The sequence below is a fragment of the Methylobacterium sp. TK26 genome (genome assembly GCF_055361565.1).
Window position 1 is genome coordinate 922,928 of sequence record NZ_CM143965.1, and the last position, 21,472, is coordinate 944,399.

Genomic DNA, 21,472 nt, shown 5'->3' on the forward strand with positions numbered 1-21,472 from the left:
ACGCCTCACACGCACGGGTCCGGCACTTGCATGCCGAAGACGCAACTTCCCGTTTACCACCCGAGCCTAAGGTCCGGCACCCTGCTTCGATAGGAGCGCGGGAGACCGCCCCCAGGTAACATTAACCGAATGGTTACCGCGACCGGCCCGAGGGGCGACGCCATCGTGCCAGGGACGGAGCGGAATCGCGAGGCGATGGGTGGGGGCACCCGGCCGATACCATGTGGATTGCGGGGTCTCCGATGGCAGAAATCGACCGCGCGGCCCTGGATGCCCAGACCGGGGGGGATGCCGACCTCGCCCGCGAGGTGCTGGCCCTGTTCGCGGGCGAGTGCCGCCGCCTGCTTCCCGCGCTGACCGACCCGACCCGTCCGACGATCCAGCGGGCCGATATCGCGCACACCCTGCGGGGCGCGGCGGCCGGGCTCGGCGCGGCCCGCGTGCAGCGCCTCGCCGGGGAGGCGGAGCAGGCGCTCCGCACGGACGCGGCCGGGGCCGGGGACAGCGTGGCCGTTCTGGACGCGGCGATCCGGGACGCCGTGGCCGAAATCGAGGGAGCCTGAAGCTTCGAAAGGTCGCCCCTCGGCGTCGCCGTCCGGGGCCTCGATCCGCTTGCTTTCCGTTCGGCGAGCCGCCAAGCAGACACCGCCGTCCGCCGAGCCGCCCCCACGCGGCCCGGCGCGCACGAGGAGCCCGTGAGCATGCCCAAGATCACCTACGTCGATCACGCCGGGACGGAACGCACCGTCGAGGGCAGCGTCGGCGCCACCGTGATGGAGACGGCTCTGCGCAACAACGTGCCCGGCATCGACGCGGAATGCGGCGGCGCCTGCGCCTGCGCCACCTGCCACGTCTATGTGGACGACGCCTGGATCGCCGTCGTGGGCAAGGCCCAGGACATGGAGCAGGACATGCTCGATTTCGCCACCGACGTGCGCGAGAATTCCCGGCTGTCCTGCCAGATCAAGATCACGCCGGACCTCGACGGCATGAAGGTCGCGACCCCCGCCCAGCAGGGCTGAGGGCGCCCCTCAGCGCACCAGGGCGCGGGCGGCGGCGTCGAGCCCGTCGAGGGTCATCGGGAACATCCGCCCCGCCATCAGGCGCTGCACCATCCCGATGGACTGCGTGTAGGCCCAATGGGTCTCCGGCACGGGGTTGAGCCACGCCGCCTTGTGGAAATGGTCGAGGAGCCGCCCGAGCCACACGGCGCCGGCCTCCTCGTTCCAATGCTCCACCGAGCCCCCCGGCGCGGCGATCTCGTAGGGGCTCATGGAGGCGTCGCCCACGAAGACGACGCGGTAGTCGCTGCCGTAGGTGCGGATCACGTCGGTGAGCGGCGTGCGCCCGTCGTGGCGCCTCGCGTTCTCGGTCCAGACGCCCTCGTAGACGCAATTGTGGAAGTAGAAGTGGACGAGGTGCTTGAACTCCGACCGGGCGGCGGAGAACAGCGCCTGCGCCTGCTCCACGTGCCAGTCCATCGAGCCGCCGACATCGAGGAAGAGCAGCACCTTCACCGCGTTGCGCCGCTCCGGCCGCATCCGCACGTCGATATAGCCCTGGCGGGCGCTCTCGCGGATCGTGCCGTCGAGGTCGAGTTCGTCCGCCGCGCCGGTGCGGGCGAAGCGGCGCAGGCGCCGCAGGGCGAGGCGCATGGTGCGGGCGCCGATCTCGGCATCGTCGTCGAAGTCGCGGAACTCGCGGCGGTCCCAGACCTTCACCGCCCGGAAGTTGCGGTTGCCGTCCTGCCCGATGCGGATCCCCTCCGGGTTGTAGCCGTAGGCGCCGAACGGGGAGGTGCCCCCGGTGCCGATCCATTTCGAGCCGCCCTGGTGGCGGCCCTTCTGCTCGGCGAGGCGCTGCTTCAGGGTCTCGAACAGCTTGTCCCAGCCCAGCGCCTGAAGCTGCGCCTTCTCCTCGTCGGTGAGGTACTTCTCCGCGAGCTTGCGCAGCCATTCCTCGGGGATCGGCACCGCCTCCACCGCCTCGCCGATGGTCTCCAGCCCCTTGAACACGGTGCCGAACACCCGGTCGAACCGGTCGAGATGGGCCTCGTCCTTCACGAGGGCGGTGCGCGAGAGGAAGTAGAACGCCTCGACGCTCTTATCCGGCAGGTCGCGTTCGAGCGCGCCCAGGAGGACGAGGTACTCCTTGAGGGTGACGGGCACCTTCGCGTCGCGCAGGGCCGTGAAGAACTGGAGCAGCATGGCGCGACAACGCGCGAGCCCCGCGCCGGGGTCAAGTGCGTCCGGCGATCCCGCGATGCCGCACGACGCGCCGCGCCGCAATCGCCGAATCGGAGCGAATCGCGCCAGAGTCTTGACGGCTTGCCGTTAAGTGGAATGCGGCGCTGCGGAAGACTTCGGCGGGGGCTTCGCGGCGCTGGACTCGGCTCATAAGGCCTGAATCTGGGTATAAGTCCCGAATCCTGTTGATATCCTACCTCGCGAGACTCGCGCAGTCACTTAAACCGTCACGGGAATCACCCCAACTCATCCCGAACGGTGGCGCGTCCGCGATCCTGCGGGCGAGAGCCGGTGTCGAGGAGACCTGCCGTGGCGGTCATCCTGCGTAGTTTACCCGAGTTCAAGCGGTTTCTCGCGAAGCCGGGCGCGACGATTCAAGTGGTGCGCAACACCTTCATGGACCGGCAGCCCGAGCCGACGCGGGCGGCCTACCGGGACCGGGGGATGTACGCGCCACGGGCGGTGCAGGCGCTGTCGAAGAAGGCGGCGGTGTTCAGCCTGCGCGGCTTTCCGGGCACCGTCTGGCTCTACTGGGACAAGGGCGCGCGCGGCTGGCGCTTCCAGGGGGACACCGTCACGGTGCCCCTGGTGACGGGGCTCGGCGCCCCGGACGAGATCACCTACCGCTGCAGCTTCGCGGAGGGCTACGAGCCCGTCGCCCGGGCGCGGGCGCCGCGCCGGAGCGCCGCCCACGAGGAGGCGGCCCCTCCGCCGCCCTGACCGGGGCGCCTCAGGCGCTCCCGGCCCTCGCCTGCGGCTGACCCGGCGCGGGGGCCTTGTCCGCCTCGGGGCGCGGGGCCTTCCCCACGGTCCGCCGCGCGCGGAAGACCGGCTTCGCGTCGTTCTCGCGCTTCTTGAGCAGCGTCCGGTACTCGTCCCGCCGCTCGTGGATCGAGGCGATCACGAGGCCCATCGGCACGCCGACATCCACCAGCACGGCCTCCGACAATTGCAGCGAGGCCTCGATCGTCTCCGGCACGGCGTCGTCCACGCCGAGTTCGTAGAGCGCGGTGGCGTGCCGCGCGTCGCGGGCGCGGGCGACGATGGTCAGGTCTGGCCGCTCGCTGCGCGCCGCCATCACCGCCTCCTCGACGGAGCGCGGCGTGTCGAGGGTCACGACCAGGGCGCGGGCGGTGTCGATGCCGCTGCGGCGCAGGATCTCGACATTGCCGGAATCCCCGAAATACACCGGCGCCCCCGTCCGGCGCTGCTCGGCGACGCGGGCCGCGTCGGAATCGAGGGCGAGATAGGGGATGCGGTGGCGGGCGAGCATCTCGCCCACCTGCCGCCCGACCCGTCCGTAGCCCGCGATGATGACCCGGTTCTCGACCTTCTCCGGCAGGGGCTCGGCCGTGACCATCCCCCGGGCGGTGGTGGCCGCGTGCCGGCCGATCCGGCGGCCGAGGGAGGCCAGCGCCGGGATGAGGATCATCGTCACCGTGGTGACGATCAGCGCGGCGGCCCCGACCTCCTCCGGCACGAGGCCGGTCGCCATGGCGCCGCCGATGAGCACGAAGGCGAACTCGCCCCCCGGCCCGAGGAGGAGCGCCGCCTCCAGGGCCACCGCCCGCGACAGGCCGAGCACCGGCCCGGCCATCACCACCACCCCCGCCTTGATGAGGACGAGGGCCAGCGACAGGCCGAGGATCGCGCCGGGCGAGGCCATGAGCTGCGCCGGATCGAGGTTCATCCCCACCGAGACGAAGAACACCCCGAGCAGGAGGCCCTTGAACGGGTCGATCGTCGCCTCGATCGCCCGCCGATACTCGGTCTCGGCCAGCAGCAGCCCGGCGACGAAGGCGCCGAGGGTCATCGAAAGGCCGCTCGCCGCCGCCGTCAGCGCCGTGCCGACGATCACGAGGAGGCAGGCCGCCATGAAGAGTTCGGTGGAGCGGGTGCGCGCCACGAGCTGGAACAGCGGGCGCAGGGCGAGGCGCCCCGCCACCACGATCAGCACCAGCGCCACCGCCGCCTGCCCGAGGGCGAGGGCCAGGGCGAGGCCCTTGTCGCCCCCCGTGTCCTGGCCGAGCACGGCGATGGCGAACAGGGCCGGGGCCACCGCGAGGTCCTGGAACAGCAGCACGGCGAAGCTCGCGCGCCCGGTCGGCGTGTTGAGCCGCCGCTGCTCGGCGAGCACCGGCAGCACCACCGCCGTGGAGGAGAGGGCGAGGCCGATCCCGACGATCACCGCGCCGGTCAACGGCACGTCGAGCCCGTAGAGGATGACGCCGAGGATCAGGGTCGAGCAGCCGACCTGCAGGGAGCCGAGGCCGAAGACGAGGCGCCGCAGGGTGCGCAGCCGCTCCCACGACAGCTCGATGCCGATCATGAACATCAGGAAGATCACGCCGAACTCGGCGAGGTGCGAGATCTCCGTGCGGTTGCCGATGGTGAAGAGGTGGACGGTCGGCCACTGGTTGGCGAGGCGCCCCAGTCCGAACGGGCCGAGCAGGGCCCCCGCCCCGATGAAGCCGAGCACCGGGGAGATTCGCAGCCGGTGGAAGAGCGGGACCACGATCCCCGCCGTCACGAGGAACAGGATCGCTTCCTTGTAGGAGCCGGCATGGACATCTGGCATCGGCGGCGGCTCTAACCTCGCGCTATCGTGGAATCGGGTGAGCCGCGATCATGAGGGCACGGACTCGATACGGCAACCGTCATACTGGTTGAATCGTACCCGGACCGGGGACCGATGCGTTATCGCCTGAGACATTTGCGCCCGCTCGCCCGAGGTTCCTGTGGCGAGCCGCGCGGAGGCGTAAAATAGGCACAATGCCGGGATACGGAAACATTTAAGAGAGCCTTACGCTCGACCGGGACCGAGCCCTGATAGTGACGAGGCCGATGAATTCTCTGAAGTCGATCTTCTCACGGGCCGGGCGGTCCCCGAACGGGCCGCCGAGCCGCGAGATTGCCCGCGAGCGCCGGGAATGGCGGCTCGAATCCGACCGGTGGACGCACCAGCGGCACGTCGAGAAGGGCTACCGCATCAAGTGGGGCTACGTCGCCATCGCCTATCTGGTGGAGTTCATGGTGATCGGCGCCTCGCTGGCCGGCGCATGGCTCTTCGCGGGGGTCTACAGCGACGGGGACTGGCACGCCTTCTACTTCATGCTGCTGGCGCCCCTGGTCTACGCGGCGGTGGAGCTGTGCCGGGTGCCTCTGGGCATCCTGGCGCGCACCCAGCGCTCGTATTTCATCCGGGGTCTCGCGATCCTCGGCATCATCTTCGCGGCGGGCGTCACCACGAAGTCGGTCTCGCAGCTCGGCGAGATGATGTTCCACCCCCGCCTGATGGAGGCGGCCCGCACCAAGACCGCCCTGAAGGACGCCCAGGCCGACCGCGCCACGATCGAGGACCGCATCAAGGCGGCCGACGACCGGGTGGCCTCGTACACCGCCGAACTCGACCAGATCGAGAAGCGCGCCGCCGACAACGCCCAGCAGCTCGCGGGCCTGCCGGCCCAGCGCTGCGAGCGGGTGTTCGGCACCAACTCGAAGGGCATGCGCTACCAGAACCTGAAATGCGTGACCGATCCGCGCGTCGCCGCCCTCTCGGCGGGCGTCACGAAGGCCAGCGCCGACCGCACCGCGCTGGTGAAGGACCTCGAGGTGGCCCGCAAGGACCGCGCCGCCCTCGACCGGGGCGCCGCCGACCGCAAGGTCGCCGACACCGAGCAGGCCTACCGGAACGCGGTGAACCGCTCGCAACTGCACTCCTTCACGGCCATGGTCTACGGCGTCGATCCCATCGACGTGACCGAGCAGCAGGTCCACGCCTTCCTGCGGATCTTCGTGTTCCTGCCGGCGCTCTGCGCCGCCTTCGCCTCGACCATCCTGGCGCTGTGCGCGGTCTCGACACGCCGGACCTTCATGGATGAGGACGACCTCGGCGCGGCGGTGAACCCGGAAGCGGCGCCGTACATGCTCGACGCCATCGCCGACGCCCTGCGCTCCAACCCCTCGGTGACGCGGGCGCCCGCGCAGCAGGCGTCGGTCATCCCGATGAACCGTCCGGCGGCGCAGTCGCTGCCGGGCCAGGCCCTTCCCGGCCAGGCTGCGGCGAACCAAGGTCTGCCCGGCCCGACCCTTCCTGCCGCTGGAGCCGGCGCATGAACTACGTCGCCTCCGGCACGCCTGAGAACATCGCCCTCGCGCAGCAGGTGAACACCCGGCTGCGCGCGGATGCGAGCTACGTCGCCGCCCGCGCCTTCCTGTTCCGGGCGCTGGGCCTCGGCGCCTTCCTGTGCCTGACGGGCGCGGGCATCGGCGCGGCGGCCTATGGCTGGGCGACGATGAACCAGTTCGACACGGCCGCCGAGAAGATCGCCGCCGCGATGCAGGCCGCCCTCGCCGACGTGACCCTGAAGACCAAGGGCGAGGTGACGCTCACCGACAACACCCTGAAGCTGGAGGGCCTGCCCAAGCTCGTTGGCGGCCCGCCGACGCCGACCAAGGCGCAGCTCGGCGAGCAGGCGAGCCCGGCCTCGAAGGCGCAGGTGAACACCACCTTCACGGTGTTCAAGCAGGTGCCCTACCTCGACGGCCAGATCGTCACCGGCTGGAACTTCAAGGACGGCGCCGAGCAGCCCTACCAGCAATATTGCTACTTCTCCCGCCGCTCCAACGAGAGCAAGGGACAGGTCGAGCTGAAGATCGACCTCGCCATGGACGGCAAGACCCTGGCGCAGCCGCAGAAATCCGACGTGAATCTCGAGATCCTGGCCCGCAACTGCGTGTGGCACGAGAAGGGCTGAGCGCTTGCGGGGGCGGCGGGCGCCGCGTAACTCCGGAACGAGGCCAGCCTTCGAGACCGCGATGCGATTTTCCGGCACCGACACCTACGTCGCCACCCCCGACCTGACGGCGGCGGTGAACGCGGCCGTCACCCTGGAGCGCCCGCTCCTCGTGAAGGGCGAGCCCGGCACCGGCAAGACCGTGCTCGCCGAGGAGATCGCCAAGGGGCTGAACGCGCCGCTCATCGTGTGGAACGTGAAGTCCACGACGAAGGCGCAGCAGGGGCTGTACGAGTACGACGCGGTGTCGCGCCTGCGCGACTCGCAGCTCGGCGACCCGAAGGTCTCGGACATCGCCAACTACATCCGCCGGGGCAAGCTGTGGGAGGCCTTCACCGCCCCCGAGCGGCCGGTCCTGCTGATCGACGAGGTCGACAAGGCCGACATCGAGTTCCCGAACGACCTCCTGACCGAACTCGACCGGATGGAGTTCCACGTCTACGAGACCGGGCAGACGGTGAAGGCCGTCCGCCGACCGGTGGTGATCATCACCTCGAACAACGAGAAGGAGTTGCCGGACGCGTTCCTGCGCCGCTGCTTCTTCCACTACATCCGCTTCCCCGACGCGGACACGCTGCGGGCCATCGTCGAGGTGCATTACCCGGGCATCAAGCACCGCCTCGTGGAGGAGGCGCTGCGGGTGTTCCTGGAGACCCGCGAGGTGCCGGGCCTCAAGAAGAAGCCCTCGACTTCGGAACTGCTCGACTGGCTGAAGCTCCTCGTCTCCGAGGACATCACCCCCGAGACCCTGCGCGAGCAGGACGGCCGCAAGCTCATCCCGCCGCTGCACGGGGCGCTCCTCAAGAACGAGCAGGACGTCAGCCTGTTCGAGAAGCTCGCCTTCATGACCCGGCGCGAGGGGCGGAAGGGATGACGGATCCCATCGCCATGCGCCGCCTCATCCTCCTCCGCCATGCCAAGTCCGACCGGCCGGCGGGCGTGCGGGACCTCGAACGGCCCCTGAACAAGCGCGGGAGGCGGGCGGCGCCCGTCGTCGGCGAGCGGATCGCGGCGGAGGGTCTGCGCCCGGACCTCGCCCTCGTCTCGCCGTCGCAGCGCACGCGCGAGACCTGGGCCGCCGTGAAGGGCGCCCTCGGCGACCCGCGCGACGAGACCGTGCCGGAGATCTACGAGGCTGCCGCCGAGGACATCCTCGCCGCGATCCGCGCCGCGCCGGACGAGGCGGGCACGCTCATCGTCGTCGGGCACAATCCGGGCCTCGGCGACCTCGCGGTGATGCTGGCGGGACAGGGCCCCCGGGGCCTGCGCGCCCTGCTGGCGAGCGAGTTCCCCACCGCCGCCTTCGCGGTGATCGACTTCGAGGCCGGGACATGGGCCGGCGTCGCGCCGAGCCGGGGCCGGCTGGAGCATTTCATCCGCCCCCGCGACATCGACCCCGCCCTCGCGGGCTAGAGCAGCGGCCGATCATGGTGAGGTGGCCCCACCCTCTCACCTCATCCTGAGGTGCCCGCGTCAGCGGGCCTCGAAGGAGGGCTCCAGCCTGCCGCGCGATCCCTGGAGCCCTCCTTCGAGGCTGCTTCGCAGCACCTCAGGATGAGGCCTTCGAGGCCGCCGCTTTGCGACGGCGCCTCAGGATGAGGGGAAGATCTGGAAAAGTCTGGCCAAATCAACTCGTTCGAGTGCGACTTTAAACTGGTACGGGCGCCGCGTGCTGCGCGACCTCCGCATGGGTGGGGAGGTCGGTGCCCGGCATGAAGGCGTCGAAGGCCGCCCAGAAATCCTGCCGGATCGCCTCGCGCTCGCTCAGGATCTCGTGGCGGGCATCCGGCAGCACGAGGATGTGCCCCGCCTTCAGCCGCGCGGCGAAGCGCTCGGTGGCGGGCGTGCCGCAGACCGGATCGGCGCCCGCCGCGACGATCAGCGTCGGCAGGGTGATGCGCGGTGCGGCGCGGGGATGGCGCAGGCGGGCCATGGCCCGGAACGCCCCCGCGAGCCACGCGATGGTCGGGTCGCCCACCGCCCCGGCGCCCACCTGCCGCGCGGCCTCGGCGTTGCGGGCGTAGCGCTCGGGATCGCGGCACAGGCGGTTGCCGGCGAAGGGCTTGGTGGCGATCGAGACCGGCTTGCCGAAGGGGATGTAGCGGCGGCCGAAGCCGAGGCGGTGCAGCCCCCGCGCCAGGATCGCGGCCGCGAGCGGCATGCGGATCATGCGGATCGACAGCATCGGCGCCACGGTCACGAGGCGCTTGAACGGCAGCCAGCCGTCGAGGGCGCCGGTCAGGGCGACGCAGCCGCCCATGGAATGGGCGAGGCAGAGATGCGGCCCGGGCATCGTCGTCAGCACCGAATCCGCGATGGCCGCGAGATCGAGGCGGTAATCGTCGAACCGGTCGACATGGCCCTTGTGCGGGTCGTCCACCCGCCGGTCGGAATCGCCCTGGCCGCGCCAGTCGAAGGCCACCACCGCGAAGCCGCGCCCGCGCAGGTCGCGGATCGTCTCGTAATACTTCTCGATGAACTCGGCCCGCCCCTGGAGCAGCGTGACCGTGCCCCGGCAGCTGCGCGTGGTGGGCCGCCACGTCGCCGCGCGCAGGGTGCAATCGTCCCCCGTCCCCACCGCCACGATGGTCCCGCCCGGCGGGACCGGGTTGCCCGGCGTGTCGCGCAGGCTGAGCATCGCGGGCTTGGGCCCGTCCTTGCCGTCGAACCGTGTCACCCGTGCAGACTCCCCGCCACTGCCCCTGGGGCGGCCTGATCCACGCCCCGGAAAAAATCCGTTTTCCCGGCCCGCCGGAGGGTCTTGCGACCCCGATCCGCCGCCCCGATATCCAATCTGTGCCGGCCCTTAGGCGGCACGAGAGACCGGTCCGGCCCATTGGGCGGACCACCGAACATGTTGCTCTTCAAGAGGATATGTCATGCGTCAGTTCGATCTTGCTCCCCTTTATCGCTCCACCGTCGGCTTCGACCGCCTGTTCTCCGCCCTCGATCAGTTCGCGAGCACCGAAACCGCTCCGAGCTATCCGCCCTACAATATCGAGCGCACGGGCGAGAACGCCTACCGCATCACCGTCGCGGTGGCCGGCTTCACCGATGAGGACCTGTCGATCGAGGTTCGGGAGAATGCCCTGACCCTGCGCGGCGAGCGCAAGGGCGAGGCCGAGAAGCGCGCCGAGTTCCTGCACCAGGGCATCGCCGCCCGGGCCTTCGAACGCCGCTTCCAGCTCGCGGACCATGTGCAGGTGACGGGCGCCGTCCTCGAGAACGGCCTGCTCCACGTCGACCTCGTCCGTGAGGTGCCGGAGGCCAAGAAGCCCCGTCGCATCGAGATCGCCTCGGGCCGTCGCCCCACCGCGCCGGTGATCGAGGGTCAGGTCTCCGAGGGCGACCGTCAGGCCGCGTAAGCGCGCCTGCAACCTCCGCGTGAGGGAGCGCCCCGGCCACAGGCCGGGGCGTTTTCATGCGGCCCGGACTGTCATAATGCCGTGCTCACCTCATGGTGATGTCGAAACCCGCAGCGCCCGGTCGGGCGCGCGGGGCGAGGGGGCGATGGCCGCGAATCTGTTCCACCGCGAGGCGGTTGCCGCGCTGGGTGCCGGGCTGCACCGGGGCGTGCAATGGGGCGTCACGGCGCCGCTCGCCAAGCTGACGCGCCGGCCGACGCCCTCCGAGATCGCCGACGTCCTGGCCGAGGCGGATGCGATCCGCCTGCCGGACCCCGGCGCGGACGGCCTCAAGGGCCGCAGCCTCGGGCGCATCGGCAATTTGGAGGTCCGCCTCGCCACCCGCCGCTCGGAGATCCGCCGGGCGCAGCGCCTGCGCTTCAAAGTGTTCTACGAGGAGATGTCGGCGGTGCCGACCGGCCTCGCCTCCCTGTCCCGGCGGGATGCGGATGCCTACGATTCCCTGTGCGATCACCTCCTGGTGCTCGACCACGACATCCTGAAGCCGGCCAAGACGCCGTTCCGCGCCCCCCGGCCCAAGGTGGTGGGCACCTACCGGCTGCTGCGCGGCGAGGTCGCCGAACGCCATCACGGCTTCTACTCCGAGGGCGAGTACGACCTCTCCCCCGTGCTGGCGGCGCAGGGCGGGCGCCGCCTCCTCGAACTCGGGCGCTCCTGCGTGCTGAAGCCCTACCGGGGCAAGCGCACCGTCGAACTGCTGTGGCAGGGCATCTACGCCTACGTCCTGCACCACCGGATCGACGCGCTGATCGGCTGCGCCTCCCTGGAGGGGACGGACCCGGACCGCCTCGCCCTGCCGCTCTCCTTCCTGCACCACCATGCCCGCGCCCCCGAGGCGTGGCGCGCCTGCGCCCTGCCGGAGCGGGCGGTGCGGATGGACCGGCTCTCGAAGGAGGCGGTGGACCCGAAGGCCGCGCTGCAGGCCCTGCCGCCGCTCATCAAGGGCTACCTGCGGCTCGGCGCCACCTTCGGCGACGGCGCCGTGGTGGACCGCCAGTTCGGCACCACGGACGTGTTCGTGGCGCTGCCGGTGGAGCGCATCGGCGCCCGCTACCGGGGGCACTTCGCCCCGGCCTGAGCCCGGCTGCGGCGCTCGCCTCCGTTGACAGGCCCGGCCCCGAGGCGGATACCCCCGGCCGATCCGATGCAGCAGCGCCTCGCCAAGACCGCGGTGATGGTGGCCCACGATCTCGCGGCGACCGCCGCGGCCGTGGTGCTGACCTTCCTGTTCCGCTTCCAGGGGGCGATGCTCGCCGAGCGGCTGCACGCCCTGCCACTGCTGCTGCCGCCCTTCCTCGTCATCGCGGGGATCGTCTACGCCCGGTTCCGGCTCTACCGGACCAAGTGGCGCTTCGCCTCCCTGCCGGACCTCGCGGGCATCGTCCGCGCGGCGAGCGTGCTGGCCCTGGTGCTCCTCGTCGTCGACTGGGTGCTGGTCTCGGCCGATCTCTACGGCTTCTACTTCTTCGGCAAGATCGCCATTCCCCTCTACTGGGTGCTGCAGATCTTCCTGCTGGGCGGGACGCGGGCGGCGTTCCGCTACCTGAAATACACGCGCTCGCGGCAATCGAACGCCAAGGCCGCCACGGTGCCGACCCTGCTCCTCGGGCGCGGCTCCGACATCGACGTGCTCCTGCGGGCCATCGAATCCGGCGCGGTGAAGAAGCTCGCGCCGAAGGGCATCCTGTCCCCCCGCCGGGACGAGGCCGGGCAATACATGCGCGGCGTGCCCGTCCTCGGCGATTTCACCGAGCTGGAGCGGGTGGTGATGGATTGCGGCGCGCGGGGCGAGCCGATCCGCCGGCTGGTGGCGGCGCCGAGCGCGCTGGCTCCCGAATCCGCCCCCGACGACCTCATCGCCCGCGCGCGGCGCCTCGGCCTGCCGCTCGCCCGCGTGGTCGGGCTGGGGGAGGGCGCGCAGGGGCCCGAACTGGCGCCGCTGGAGATCGAGGACCTGCTGCTGCGCCCGACCGTTGCGATCGACCGGCCCCGGCTGGAGGGCTTCCTCACCGGCCGCCGGGTGGTGGTGACGGGGGGCGGGGGCTCCATCGGCTCGGAGATCTGCCTGCGGGCGGTGGCCTTCGGCGCCGCCGCCGTGCTGGTGCTCGAATCCTCCGAGCCGGCGCTGCACGGCATCCTCAGCCACCCGGCGATCCTCGACGCGCAGGCCGAGGTGACGGGCGTCATCGCCGACATCCGCGACCGGGAGCGGACCTTCGCGGTGATCGCGGCCTTCCGGCCGGATTACGTGATGCACGCCGCCGCCCTGAAGCAGGTGCCGTTCCTCGAACGGGACTGGCAGGAGGGCATCAAGACCAACGTCTTCGGCTCCCTCAACGTGGCCGAGGCCGCCGTGGCCGCCCGCGCCCGCGCCCTGGTGATGATCTCCACCGACAAGGCCATCGAGCCGGTCTCGCAACTCGGCGTCACCAAGCGCTTCGCGGAGATGATCGCCCAATCCCTCGACGCGGCGCAGGCCCGCCTGCCCGGCCACCCGACGCGGCTGATCGCGGTGCGCTTCGGCAACGTGCTCGGCTCGGCGGGCTCGGTGGTGCCGGTGTTCAAGGCGCAGATCGCCCGGGGCGGCCCGTTGACCGTGACCCACCCGGACATGGTCCGCTACTTCATGACCGTGCGCGAGGCCTGCGACCTCGTGCTCACCGCCGCCTCCCATGCCGACGGCGAGGCGCGGGCGGACGGGGGCGAGCAGGCCGCCGTCTACGTGCTGAAGATGGGCCAGCCGGTGCGCATCGCCGAACTCGCCGAGCGGATGATCCGGCTCGCGGGCTTCGAGCCCGGCACCGAGATCGAGATCGCCTATACCGGCGCCCGGCCCGGCGAGCGGCTGAACGAGATCCTGTTCGCCCGCGAGGAGCCGCGCATCGGCCTGCCCGGCATCGAGGGCGTGATGGCGGCCCAGCCGATCTTCGCAGACCGGCCGCGCCTCGACGCCTGGATCGCCCGCCTGCGCGCCGCCGTGGAGAGCGGCGACCGGGCGGCGGCGGATGCGGTGTTCGAGGAGGCGGTGCCGCATTTCCGCGAGCGCGGGGCGGCGAAGGCGGAGGCCGCTGCGCTGCCGGCCGCGCCGATGATCCCCGCCGCCGCCGAGCCGGTCGCCCTAGGCTGAGCGCGAGAGCCGCGCCAAGCCGTCCCGCGTCGGCATGGCCGGCTGCCAGCCGAGGCGCGCGAGGCCGTCGCCCCGGGCGACGAGGCCCCCCGCCACCCGCTCGAACAGTTCCCCGCGCCCCGTGAGGCGGCAGGCGAGGCCGAGGAGCGGCTCCGGCACCGGCAGCAGCCCCGGCCGCCGGCCGAGCCCGTCGCGCAGGGCGGCGATCATCTCCGGCAGGGTCAGCGGGTCCGGGTCGGCGGCGATGAACGGCGCCCGCAGGGGCTCCGGCGCCCGCAGCAGCGTGTCCACCGCCGCCGAGAGGCTTTCCACCGAGATCAGCGAGCGCCTGGCCCCCAAGCCTCCGAGGGGCAGGGGATAGGGCGAGCGGGCGAGCCGCAGCAGGGTCTCCAGGTTGCCCTTCGCGCCGGGGCCGTAGACGAGGACGGGGCGCAGGGCCGCCCAGTCGAGCCCGGTGGCGGCGAGCGCCAGCTCCGCCTCGCGCTTCGAACGGCCATAGGGGTCGGTGGGGCGGGGCTCGTCCGCCTCCGTGACGGTTCCGGGGGCGGTCGCCCCCGTCTGGGCGCGGATCGAGGACAGGAACACGAAGCGGCGCACCTTCGCCCGCTCGGCGGCCTGGGCGAGGCGGGCCGTCGCCTCGGTGTTGAGGGTGCGGTAATCGTCCTCCGGCGCCCCGGACATGGCGTGGGCGAGGCCGGCGGAATGGACCACGGCGTCCACGTCCGACAGGGCGGCGGCCATGTTGATCGGCCGGGTGAGGTCGCCCACCACCGCGCTCGCCGCCCCCGGCGGCACCTCGACCGGCCGGCGCAGGAGCACCCGCACCCGGTAGCCCCGCGCCGTCAGCGCCGCGAGGAGGTGGCGGCCGATGAAGCCCGTCGCCCCGGTGAGCGCCACGAGACCGGTCATGAGGCAATCCCCGCGAAGCGCCGCAGCAGGAGGGCGACGATCCCGCCCCCCGCCGCGAGGGCGGCGAGCGAGATTGGCCAGGACGGCCATACCACGCTCGCGGCGGCGAGGCCCGCCAGCGCGAGGTTCGCCAGGAACACCCGCCCGACCACGCCCCGGACGGTGAGGCCGTTCACCGTCGCCCGCTGGTAGAAATGGGAGCGGTGCGCCTCCCAGACGCGCTCCCGCCGCCTCGCGCGGGCGGCGAGGGTGAGGCTCGCATCCGCGAGGTAGACGAGCGGCAGCAGGAGCGCGGCCGCGAAGCCGCCGGTCGCCGCGAGGTGCCAGAGCAGCCACGCCGTCACGAGGCCCACGGGCAGGGAGCCGACATCCCCGAGGAAGAGGCCCGCCACCGGCCGGTTGAACGGGGCGAAGCCGAGCATCGCCCCGAGCAGGGAGGCCGCCACCAGGGTCGGCAGCAGGGGCAGGGTTCCGGCGAGGCCGAACAGGACGAGGGCCGCCGAGACGGGGACGATCTCGGCCACCGTCATCCAGTCGAGCCCGTCCATGAAGTTCGTGAGGTTCACGAACCACAGGCCGGCGAGCGTCGCGAGGGCACGTTCCAGCCAGAGGGGGATCTCCGGCACGAGCCGCCCGTCGAGATGGGAGACCAGCAGCCCGACGACGAGGATCTGCACCGCCAGCCGGGGCAGGGCGGGGAGCGGGCGCAGGTCGTCCACCGCCCCGAGGACGGCGAGCGCCAGGGTGCAGCCCGCGAGCCAGGTCCAGGCCTCGCGCGGGCCGACCTCCGGCGCCCCGGCCAGGAGCCCCGAGACGGTGACGAGGGCCGTCACCACCGCGATGCCCCCGCCCTGCGGCGTCGGCACGACGTGGCTCGACCGGGCGTTCGGCCGGGCGAGGGCGTAGCGGCGCAGCAGCGGCATCAGCCGCAGGATCAGCCCCGCCGAGAGGGCGGCGGCGAGCGGCGCGGCGATGAGGGGAATCCAGGCGAAGGTCATGCTGCGGCGGGGCTGTAGCCCGGCCGGCGGCGCCGGGCCAGGGCCGTTTCCGGTGGATGAATGACCGGCGTCCTTGCGCAACTTCGCCGTTCCCGGCACGTTCTCCTCCTGAGACGAGGCTGGGCCGACGGAGGACGGCGCCCATGGCGACGCTCAAGGAATTCGAGGAAGCCCTGCGCGAGCACGGCATGAACATGGCGCTGGCGCTGCTGGAGCGCCTGCGGGAGCGCGACCGCGCGACCCGCACGGTGAAGCCCGCCCGGCGCCTCACGGGGCAGAAGATGACCCCGGAACTCGCCCGCTCGATCCTGGAGCTTCACGCCAGCACGGGGATGACCCAGCAGGAGATCGCCTTCAAGGTCGGGGTGAACCAGGGCCGGGTGAACGAGGTCATCAAGCGCGGCAAGTGGCTCACCGACGACCCGCACGCCCCCGAGGCCGTGGCCCGCGACAGAGCCGTCGCCCGGCTGCGCGGCGATCCGAAGCCGCGCAAGCCCGCCTCGACCAGGGCGCCGGTCAAGGCCAAGGAGAAATCCGCCCCGCCGGGACGCCGCAACCAGGGGCAGCTCGTCTTCGGGGACCTGTAGGGCGGACTCGCAATGACGGCGGCGGGGCGCCATGTGAATCGCCATCACGAGGCGACCCCGAGAGACCATGAACCTCACCGGCATCCACCATCTGACGGCCGTCACCGCCCGCGCGGCGGACAACCTCGCCTTCTACACGGAGGTGCTCGGCCTGCGGCTCGTGAAGCAGACGGTGAACCAGGACGACGTCTCCGCCTACCACCTGTTCTATGCGGACGGGCTCGCGAGCCCCGGCAGCGACATCACCTTCTTCGACTGGCCGGCGCCCCCGGAGCGGCGGGGCACGAACAGCATCGTCCGCACGCATCTGCGGGTGGCCGGACGCCTCGACGGCTGGTGCGAACGCCTCGACCGGGCCGGCGTGACGCGCGGCACGCCCGAGACCCGTGACGGGCGCTTCACCCTCGACTTCGAGGATCCGGAGGGCCAGCGCCTCGCCCTCGTGGACGACGGCGGCGCGGGCGAGGCCCACCCTTGGGACCGCTCGCCGGTCCCGGCCCCCGAACAGATTCGCGGCCTCGGGCCGATCCGCCTCGCGGTGGCAGAGCCGGAGCGCACGGGCGCCGTGCTGACCGAGATTCTGGGCATGCGCCGGGAGCGGGGCTTCGATGCGCCTGAGGGGCGTGTCGAGGTCTTCGCCATGGGTCCCGGCGGCCCGGCGGCGGAGATCCAGCTCCTGCGCGACACCTCCGCCCCGGCGCGGGCGGGGGCCGGCGGCGTCCACCACGTCGCCTTCCGCATCCCCGATGCGGAGTACGATGCCTGGGCCGACCGGCTGCGGGCGAACCGCGTCCCGTCGAGCGGGCCGGTGGACCGTTACTACTTCCGCAGCCTGTATTTTCGCGAGCCGAACGGCATCCTGTTCGAGATCGCCACCGACGGGCCGGGCTTCGCCGCCGACGAGCCCCTGGAGACGCTCGGCGAACGCCTCGCCCTGCCGCCGTTCCTCGAACCGCGCCGGGCGGCCATCGAGGCGGGTCTCAAGCCCCTGCGTCGTTAAGAATTTCGAACGATTCCAGGGGTTTCACTTCTTCGCGCGGTGTGGCGTCACGTGCCTTGACGCGCGTGCCGCAGCGCGGGACAAGCCGGCCAAATCCGAAATCGCCAGACCATGCCAGCCTGTGGGGACTGATGCCGCGATGAGCAAGTATTACGAGGAGCGGGTGCTGTCGGTGCACCACTGGACCGACACACTGTTCTCGTTCCGCACCACGCGGGATCCCGCTTTCCGTTTCCGCAACGGCGAGTTCACGATGATCGGCATGGAGGTCGAGGGGCGGCCGCTCCTGCGCGCCTACTCGGTCGTCTCGGCCAATTACGAGGACGAGTTGGAGTTCTTCTCCATCAAGGTGGCGAACGGCCCGCTCACCTCGAAGCTCCAGCATCTCAAGGTCGGCGATCCGATCATCGTCGGCAAGAAGCCCACCGGCACCCTGGTGCTCGACAACCTACTGCCCGGCCGGCACCTCTACCTCCTCGGCACCGGCACCGGCCTCGCGCCCTTCCTGTCGATCATCAAGGACCCCGAGACCTACGACCGGTTCGAGAAGGTCGTGCTGGTCCATGGCTGCCGGCAGGTGCAGGAACTCGCCTATGGCGAGACGATCACGCAGGACCTGCCGCAGCACGAGTTCCTGGGCGAGATGATCGCCCAGCAGTTGATCTACTACCCCACCGTGACCCGCGAGCCGTTCCGCAACCGCGGCCGGATCACCGACCTGATGGTGTCGGGCAAGCTGTTCGAGGATATCGGCCTGCCGCCGATGTCCAAGGACGCCGACCGGTTCATGCTCTGCGGCTCGCCGGACATGATCCGCGACACGCGCCAGCTCCTGGCCGATGGCGGCTACGAGGAAGGCAACCACGGCGAGGCCGGTCACTTCGTGATCGAGAAGGCCTTCGTCGAGAAGTAGGCGGGCCCCGCGCCGACGGAATGGAGCCCGGTGCGAGGGATCGCGCCGGGCTTTTTCGTCAGCGGTCGCCGGCCGGTGCGCCGGGCATGCCCTCGGCGAAGGGGCCGCCGCCCGCGCTGAACAGCTTGCGCAGGAAGCCCGGCGCGATGGCCGAGAGGGGGTTCACGGTCACGTCCGGGCTCGACAGCCGGCCGGACACGCGGAAATTCACGGCGAACAGTCCCTCGTTGTTCCCGCCCCCGAGGAGGGGCCCGACGATCGGCAGTTGCGCGGCGACGTTGTTCAGCCCGTAGAGCGGCACGAAGGTGCCGTTGATGTCCGTGCGCTCCCGGCCCGTGTCGAGCCAGCCCGACAGGGTGAAGCCCAGCGCCGGGTTCGAGATCGCCGCGTCGGTGAAGTCCACCCGCGTCCCCGAACGCACGAAGTTCGCCCGCATCCGGTCGAAGGTGACGGAGCCGGTGGAGGGCGCGGGCGCCGGGGCCGCCTTGCGCCCGCGCGGGGTCGGCGGCGGCGGCTCGGCCTCGGCCGGGTCCGGCCCCTGGGCCATGATGCTCGACAGGGCCGGCTCGTTGCGCAGGGAGAAGTCGCGGATCTGCACCACGCCCGTCTGCGGCCCGTCGTTCAGCCCGATCCCGGCGGCGAGGCGCCCGCCATACATCTTCTTGTAGATGTCGAGGAAGCGCAGCGTCGCCCCCGCATCGGCCGATTCCACGGCGAGCGTCGGCACGCCGCGCTCCCCGCGCGTCACGTTCGCCACCAGGGGCGACGAGCGGAAGCGGCCGGAGATCGTCCCCGAGCGCAGGTCGTGGCCGCGCAGGGAGAGCTTGAAGTTGGCGTTGGTGATCGCCTCGTCGTTGAAGCCGGTGACGATCGGCACCTGGATGTCGGCCTCGATATCCTTCGGCGCTGCCTCCTTGCCGCCCTTGCCGTCCGGCCCGGAGAGGGATTTCAGGAAGGGCCGCGCATCCAGCACCGCGCCGCGCACCACCACCTTGTAGGCGCTGCCGCTGCGGTCCACCACGACGCGCAAATCGTCCCCCGGCGAGAGCTTCACGCTGGTGAGTTCGGCCCGCTCCAGGCCGCCCTCGGCGGAGAGCGTGGCGCTGCCCCGCACCGAGGCCTGCCCGGCATCGACGGCGATGTCGCGCAGGTCGTAGCCGCCCTCGCGCTCGGTGAGGGTCATGGCCATCTTGCCCGCCCGGCCCGACGGCTTGGTGAAGCCCGGCAGGATCCCGTCGATCCCCGCCTTGGTGAGGTCGGCCTCGATCCGCACGGGTGTCTTGGTCGCGCCCGGCTTGCCGAAGGCGATCACCGCCTTCACCGGCACGGTGCCGGTGAGCTGCGGCGCGGCCGGCAGGCCCTTCTTCACGCGCAGGGCGTCGTCGAGGGCGAGGCTCACCACCGCCTCGCCCGGCGCGCCGATCTTGGCCTGATGCATCTCGACGGTGATCGGCGCGCCGCCGACCCGGCCCTCGCCCTTCACGGCGACGGCGCCCTTGTCGTAGCTCACCGCGAAGCGGCCCGCCTCCAGCCGGTCCTTGCCGACGACCTTGTCCACGGACAGGTCGGTGAGCGAGCCCGACAGGGTGATCGGCATGTCCGCGAGGTCGGGGATGTGCTTGAGGTCGAGGGGGAAGTCGACGCGCAGGTCGACATTGCCCTTCACGGTCGCCGGCTCGACCTCGGCGCTGAGCACGCTCTTGAACAGCTTCGATTCGAGGACACTGGCGAGGCCGTCCGCGCCGCCGGAGAGCCGCAGGCCGATCTGCGCCACCACGTGGTCGGGGTTGGCATCGGCGATGACGAAGCTGCCGTCCGAGAGGGAGACGGAGCGCCCGTCGGGGCCGCGCACCTCGGCGGTCACGTTGCGGATCGCGGTGGAGCGGCCGGTGATCAGGCCGGTGACGGTGCCCTTCACGATGGGCGGCGCGTCCGCCGAGACGTCGATGGCCGCGTCCGACACCCGGAAGGCGATGTTCAGCCCCTTGTCGGGCAGGGGCGCGCCCTTGGTCGCCTCCGCGATCTCCTGGCCGGTCATCACGACCTTCATGTCGGCCGTGTCGACGCGGCCACCGCGCAGCTGGTCCGCAAGGTAGTAGCGCACGGCCGGGGCGATGTGCTCCGGCCAGAGGCGCAGGAAGGTCCGCACCTCGCCTTCGCTCGCGAGGATGCGCAGGTTGATGCCGCCGTCGTCGGCCTCGGTGCCGACCGTGCCGGTGATGTGCCCCTTCACGCCGGGGCCGGAGAGGGCGAAATCGTCGATGACGATGCCGCCGTTGCGGCCCGTGAGGCGGGTGTCGAGGCTGTCGATCCGCACCGGCACGTCCTTGGACGTGGCCCCGCGCAGGGTGCCGTCGCGGCCGGAGAGCGAGGCCGTCCAGGCGGAGTCGGCGCCGGGCGGGCTCTGCGCCCAGTTGCCGGTGAGATGCAGCTTGTTGCCGCCGCCCACGTAATCGAGGGCGCTGAGGGCCATGGTCCGGGCGGCCTCGTCCCAATCGAGGGTGGCGCTCAGGTCTTCGATCGTGACCGGGTTGAAGTCCTTCTCCTCGATGAGGAACGTGCCCTCGCCGGTATGGACCTGGGCGCTCATCGTGGTGATGGCGCCGTTCTTCAGGGCCACGTCGGCGCGGGCCGAGATCTTCAGGTCCGTGGTGAGCGGCAGGCCGGACTGGCCCGCGAGCAGCAGGAAATCCGTGACGGGCAGGTCGTCCAGGGTGATGCGACCGGAGCGGGCGCCGTCGCCGTTCTCGTGCAGGCTGCCGCCGAAGCGCCACTCGCCGTGCGGGCCGTCGAGGCGCAGCTCGAAGCTGCGGGTGCCGCTCACCGGATCGCGCCCGAACAGGCCGTTGACGCGGGCGAAGACCGCCCGCTCCCGGCCGTCGTCGTCGATGAGGCGCATCCGCGCGTCGGTGATCCGCGCCCGGTCGAGGGCGCCGACCACGCCGCCGGGATCGAGCACCACGCCGAAGATCGAGGCCAGCGCCGCCGAGAGGGGCGAGACGTTGCCCCGGGCCGCATCGACGCTCGGGGGCGTGTGCGGCTCGATGTCGACGGGCTGGGCCGCCTCGGAGGCGGCGAAGGCGATGGAGCCGTCCTTGTGGACGAGGGCCGTGGTCTGGGTGTCGCGGAACTCGATGGAGCGCGGCTTCAGGCTCAGGGTCAGCAGGCCCCAGGGGTCGAGGCTGACCAGGGCCAGCGGCGCGCGCACCACCAGCGCCCCCTGCGGGTTGCGGATGTCGAGCCCGGTGAAGCGCAGGGCGAGCGCGTTCTCGCGGTCGAGTTCGAGGCTGCTGCCGCGCAGCGCGATCGACCAGCCGGGGCCGATCCGCTCGGCCACCGCCTTGGCCACGGCGGCCGACAGGCCGTCGATCCGCATCGGGCCGTTGGACAGGCGGATCGCCGCGACCCCGATCACGAGGCCGAGCAGCGTCACGGTGCCGACCATGCCCAGAAGGCAACGCCAGCCCCAAT

19 protein-coding genes are annotated in these 21,472 nt (G+C 71.6%); 13 read left to right on the forward strand and 6 right to left on the reverse strand.

Annotated features, from left to right (window positions below):
- Positions 1 to 242 precede the first annotated feature (242 nt).
- Together ACXJ1Y_RS04530 and ACXJ1Y_RS04535 are read left to right on the forward strand one after the other, a co-directional pair.
- On the forward strand, positions 243 to 563 hold the full coding sequence (locus ACXJ1Y_RS04530) for an Hpt domain-containing protein (protein WP_463848956.1): 321 nt from the start codon (positions 243 to 245) through the stop codon (positions 561 to 563).
- A 138-nt stretch (positions 564 to 701) separates the two neighbouring features.
- Positions 702 to 1,022 carry a 2Fe-2S iron-sulfur cluster-binding protein gene (locus tag ACXJ1Y_RS04535; RefSeq protein WP_463848957.1) on the forward strand — a complete coding sequence of 107 codons (321 nt, stop codon included), beginning with the start codon at positions 702 to 704 and terminating at the stop codon, positions 1,020 to 1,022.
- 9 nt (positions 1,023 to 1,031) lie between these two features.
- On the opposite strand, the gene ACXJ1Y_RS04540 is transcribed toward ACXJ1Y_RS04535, so the two are convergent.
- Positions 1,032 to 2,207, reverse strand: coding sequence for a vWA domain-containing protein (locus ACXJ1Y_RS04540; RefSeq protein ID WP_463848958.1), 1,176 nt, complete (start codon positions 2,205 to 2,207; stop codon positions 1,032 to 1,034).
- 348 nt (positions 2,208 to 2,555) lie between these two features.
- Here ACXJ1Y_RS04540 and ACXJ1Y_RS04545 point away from each other — a divergent pair, with 348 nt between their 5' ends.
- Positions 2,556 to 2,966, forward strand: coding sequence for a hypothetical protein (locus tag ACXJ1Y_RS04545; protein ID WP_463848959.1), 411 nt, complete (start codon positions 2,556 to 2,558; stop codon positions 2,964 to 2,966).
- A gap of 10 nt (positions 2,967 to 2,976) precedes the next feature.
- Here the strand turns inward: ACXJ1Y_RS04545 and ACXJ1Y_RS04550 are convergent, their stop codons facing one another.
- Positions 2,977 to 4,824 (reverse strand): cation:proton antiporter domain-containing protein, encoded by a 1,848-nt coding sequence (locus ACXJ1Y_RS04550; protein ID WP_463848960.1) that lies wholly within the window; start codon positions 4,822 to 4,824, stop codon positions 2,977 to 2,979.
- Between the two features lie 266 nt (positions 4,825 to 5,090).
- On the opposite strand from ACXJ1Y_RS04550, the gene ACXJ1Y_RS04555 reads away from it, so the two are divergent.
- From ACXJ1Y_RS04555 to ACXJ1Y_RS04570, 4 genes are all read left to right on the forward strand, one after another.
- Positions 5,091 to 6,362 carry an ATPase gene (locus ACXJ1Y_RS04555; protein WP_463848961.1) on the forward strand — a complete coding sequence of 424 codons (1,272 nt, stop codon included), beginning with the start codon at positions 5,091 to 5,093 and terminating at the stop codon, positions 6,360 to 6,362.
- A complete protein-coding gene (locus ACXJ1Y_RS04560; RefSeq protein WP_463848962.1) occupies positions 6,359 to 7,003 on the forward strand; it encodes a hypothetical protein in 645 nt (214 codons plus the stop codon). Before ACXJ1Y_RS04555 ends, ACXJ1Y_RS04560 begins: the two co-directional genes overlap by 4 nt.
- A 61-nt stretch (positions 7,004 to 7,064) precedes the next feature.
- Positions 7,065 to 7,916 (forward strand): AAA family ATPase, encoded by an 852-nt coding sequence (locus ACXJ1Y_RS04565; protein WP_463848963.1) that lies wholly within the window; start codon positions 7,065 to 7,067, stop codon positions 7,914 to 7,916.
- A 14-nt stretch (positions 7,917 to 7,930) separates the two neighbouring features.
- Positions 7,931 to 8,455 carry a SixA phosphatase family protein gene (locus tag ACXJ1Y_RS04570; protein WP_463850033.1) on the forward strand — a complete coding sequence of 175 codons (525 nt, stop codon included), beginning with the start codon at positions 7,931 to 7,933 and terminating at the stop codon, positions 8,453 to 8,455.
- Between the two features lie 235 nt (positions 8,456 to 8,690).
- Here ACXJ1Y_RS04570 and ACXJ1Y_RS04575 read toward each other — a convergent pair whose 3' ends face one another.
- Entirely contained in the window at positions 8,691 to 9,680 is a 990-nt protein-coding gene (locus ACXJ1Y_RS04575) for an alpha/beta fold hydrolase (RefSeq protein WP_463850034.1), read from the reverse strand.
- 241 nt (positions 9,681 to 9,921) lie between these two features.
- Between ACXJ1Y_RS04575 and ACXJ1Y_RS04580 the strand changes: the two genes are divergently transcribed.
- From ACXJ1Y_RS04580 to ACXJ1Y_RS04590, 3 genes are all read left to right on the forward strand, one after another.
- Positions 9,922 to 10,407, forward strand: a complete 486-nt coding sequence (locus tag ACXJ1Y_RS04580) for an Hsp20 family protein (RefSeq protein WP_243952901.1) — start codon at positions 9,922 to 9,924, stop codon at positions 10,405 to 10,407.
- 145 nt (positions 10,408 to 10,552) lie between these two features.
- A complete protein-coding gene (gene olsB, locus ACXJ1Y_RS04585) occupies positions 10,553 to 11,545 on the forward strand; it encodes a l-ornithine N(alpha)-acyltransferase (protein WP_463848964.1) in 993 nt (330 codons plus the stop codon).
- A gap of 66 nt (positions 11,546 to 11,611) precedes the next feature.
- Complete coding sequence (locus ACXJ1Y_RS04590; RefSeq protein WP_463848965.1) at positions 11,612 to 13,594, forward strand: SDR family NAD(P)-dependent oxidoreductase; 1,983 nt, start codon at positions 11,612 to 11,614, stop codon at positions 13,592 to 13,594.
- On the opposite strand, the gene ACXJ1Y_RS04595 is transcribed toward ACXJ1Y_RS04590, so the two are convergent.
- Together ACXJ1Y_RS04595 and ACXJ1Y_RS04600 are read right to left on the reverse strand one after the other, a co-directional pair.
- On the reverse strand, positions 13,586 to 14,503 hold the full coding sequence (locus ACXJ1Y_RS04595; protein WP_463848966.1) for an NAD-dependent epimerase/dehydratase family protein: 918 nt from the start codon (positions 14,501 to 14,503) through the stop codon (positions 13,586 to 13,588). The two genes, ACXJ1Y_RS04590 and ACXJ1Y_RS04595, sit on opposite strands and share 9 nt — an antisense overlap.
- A complete protein-coding gene (locus ACXJ1Y_RS04600) occupies positions 14,500 to 15,501 on the reverse strand; it encodes an MraY family glycosyltransferase (RefSeq protein ID WP_463848967.1) in 1,002 nt (333 codons plus the stop codon). Before ACXJ1Y_RS04600 ends, ACXJ1Y_RS04595 begins: the two co-directional genes overlap by 4 nt.
- A 143-nt stretch (positions 15,502 to 15,644) precedes the next feature.
- Between ACXJ1Y_RS04600 and ACXJ1Y_RS04605 the strand changes: the two genes are divergently transcribed.
- The 3 genes from ACXJ1Y_RS04605 (at position 15,645) to ACXJ1Y_RS04615 (ending at position 18,001) form a co-directional block, all read left to right on the forward strand.
- Entirely contained in the window at positions 15,645 to 16,088 is a 444-nt protein-coding gene (locus ACXJ1Y_RS04605) for an RNA polymerase subunit sigma-70 (protein WP_463848968.1), read from the forward strand.
- A gap of 67 nt (positions 16,089 to 16,155) precedes the next feature.
- Positions 16,156 to 17,088 (forward strand): ring-cleaving dioxygenase, encoded by a 933-nt coding sequence (locus ACXJ1Y_RS04610; RefSeq protein ID WP_463848969.1) that lies wholly within the window; start codon positions 16,156 to 16,158, stop codon positions 17,086 to 17,088.
- 139 nt (positions 17,089 to 17,227) lie between these two features.
- Positions 17,228 to 18,001 (forward strand): ferredoxin--NADP reductase, encoded by a 774-nt coding sequence (locus ACXJ1Y_RS04615; RefSeq protein WP_342164517.1) that lies wholly within the window; start codon positions 17,228 to 17,230, stop codon positions 17,999 to 18,001.
- Positions 18,002 to 18,059: 58 nt separating this feature from the next.
- Here the strand turns inward: ACXJ1Y_RS04615 and ACXJ1Y_RS04620 are convergent, their stop codons facing one another.
- Positions 18,060 to 21,446, reverse strand: coding sequence for a hypothetical protein (locus tag ACXJ1Y_RS04620; protein ID WP_463848970.1), 3,387 nt, complete (start codon positions 21,444 to 21,446; stop codon positions 18,060 to 18,062).
- Positions 21,447 to 21,472 lie beyond the last annotated feature (26 nt).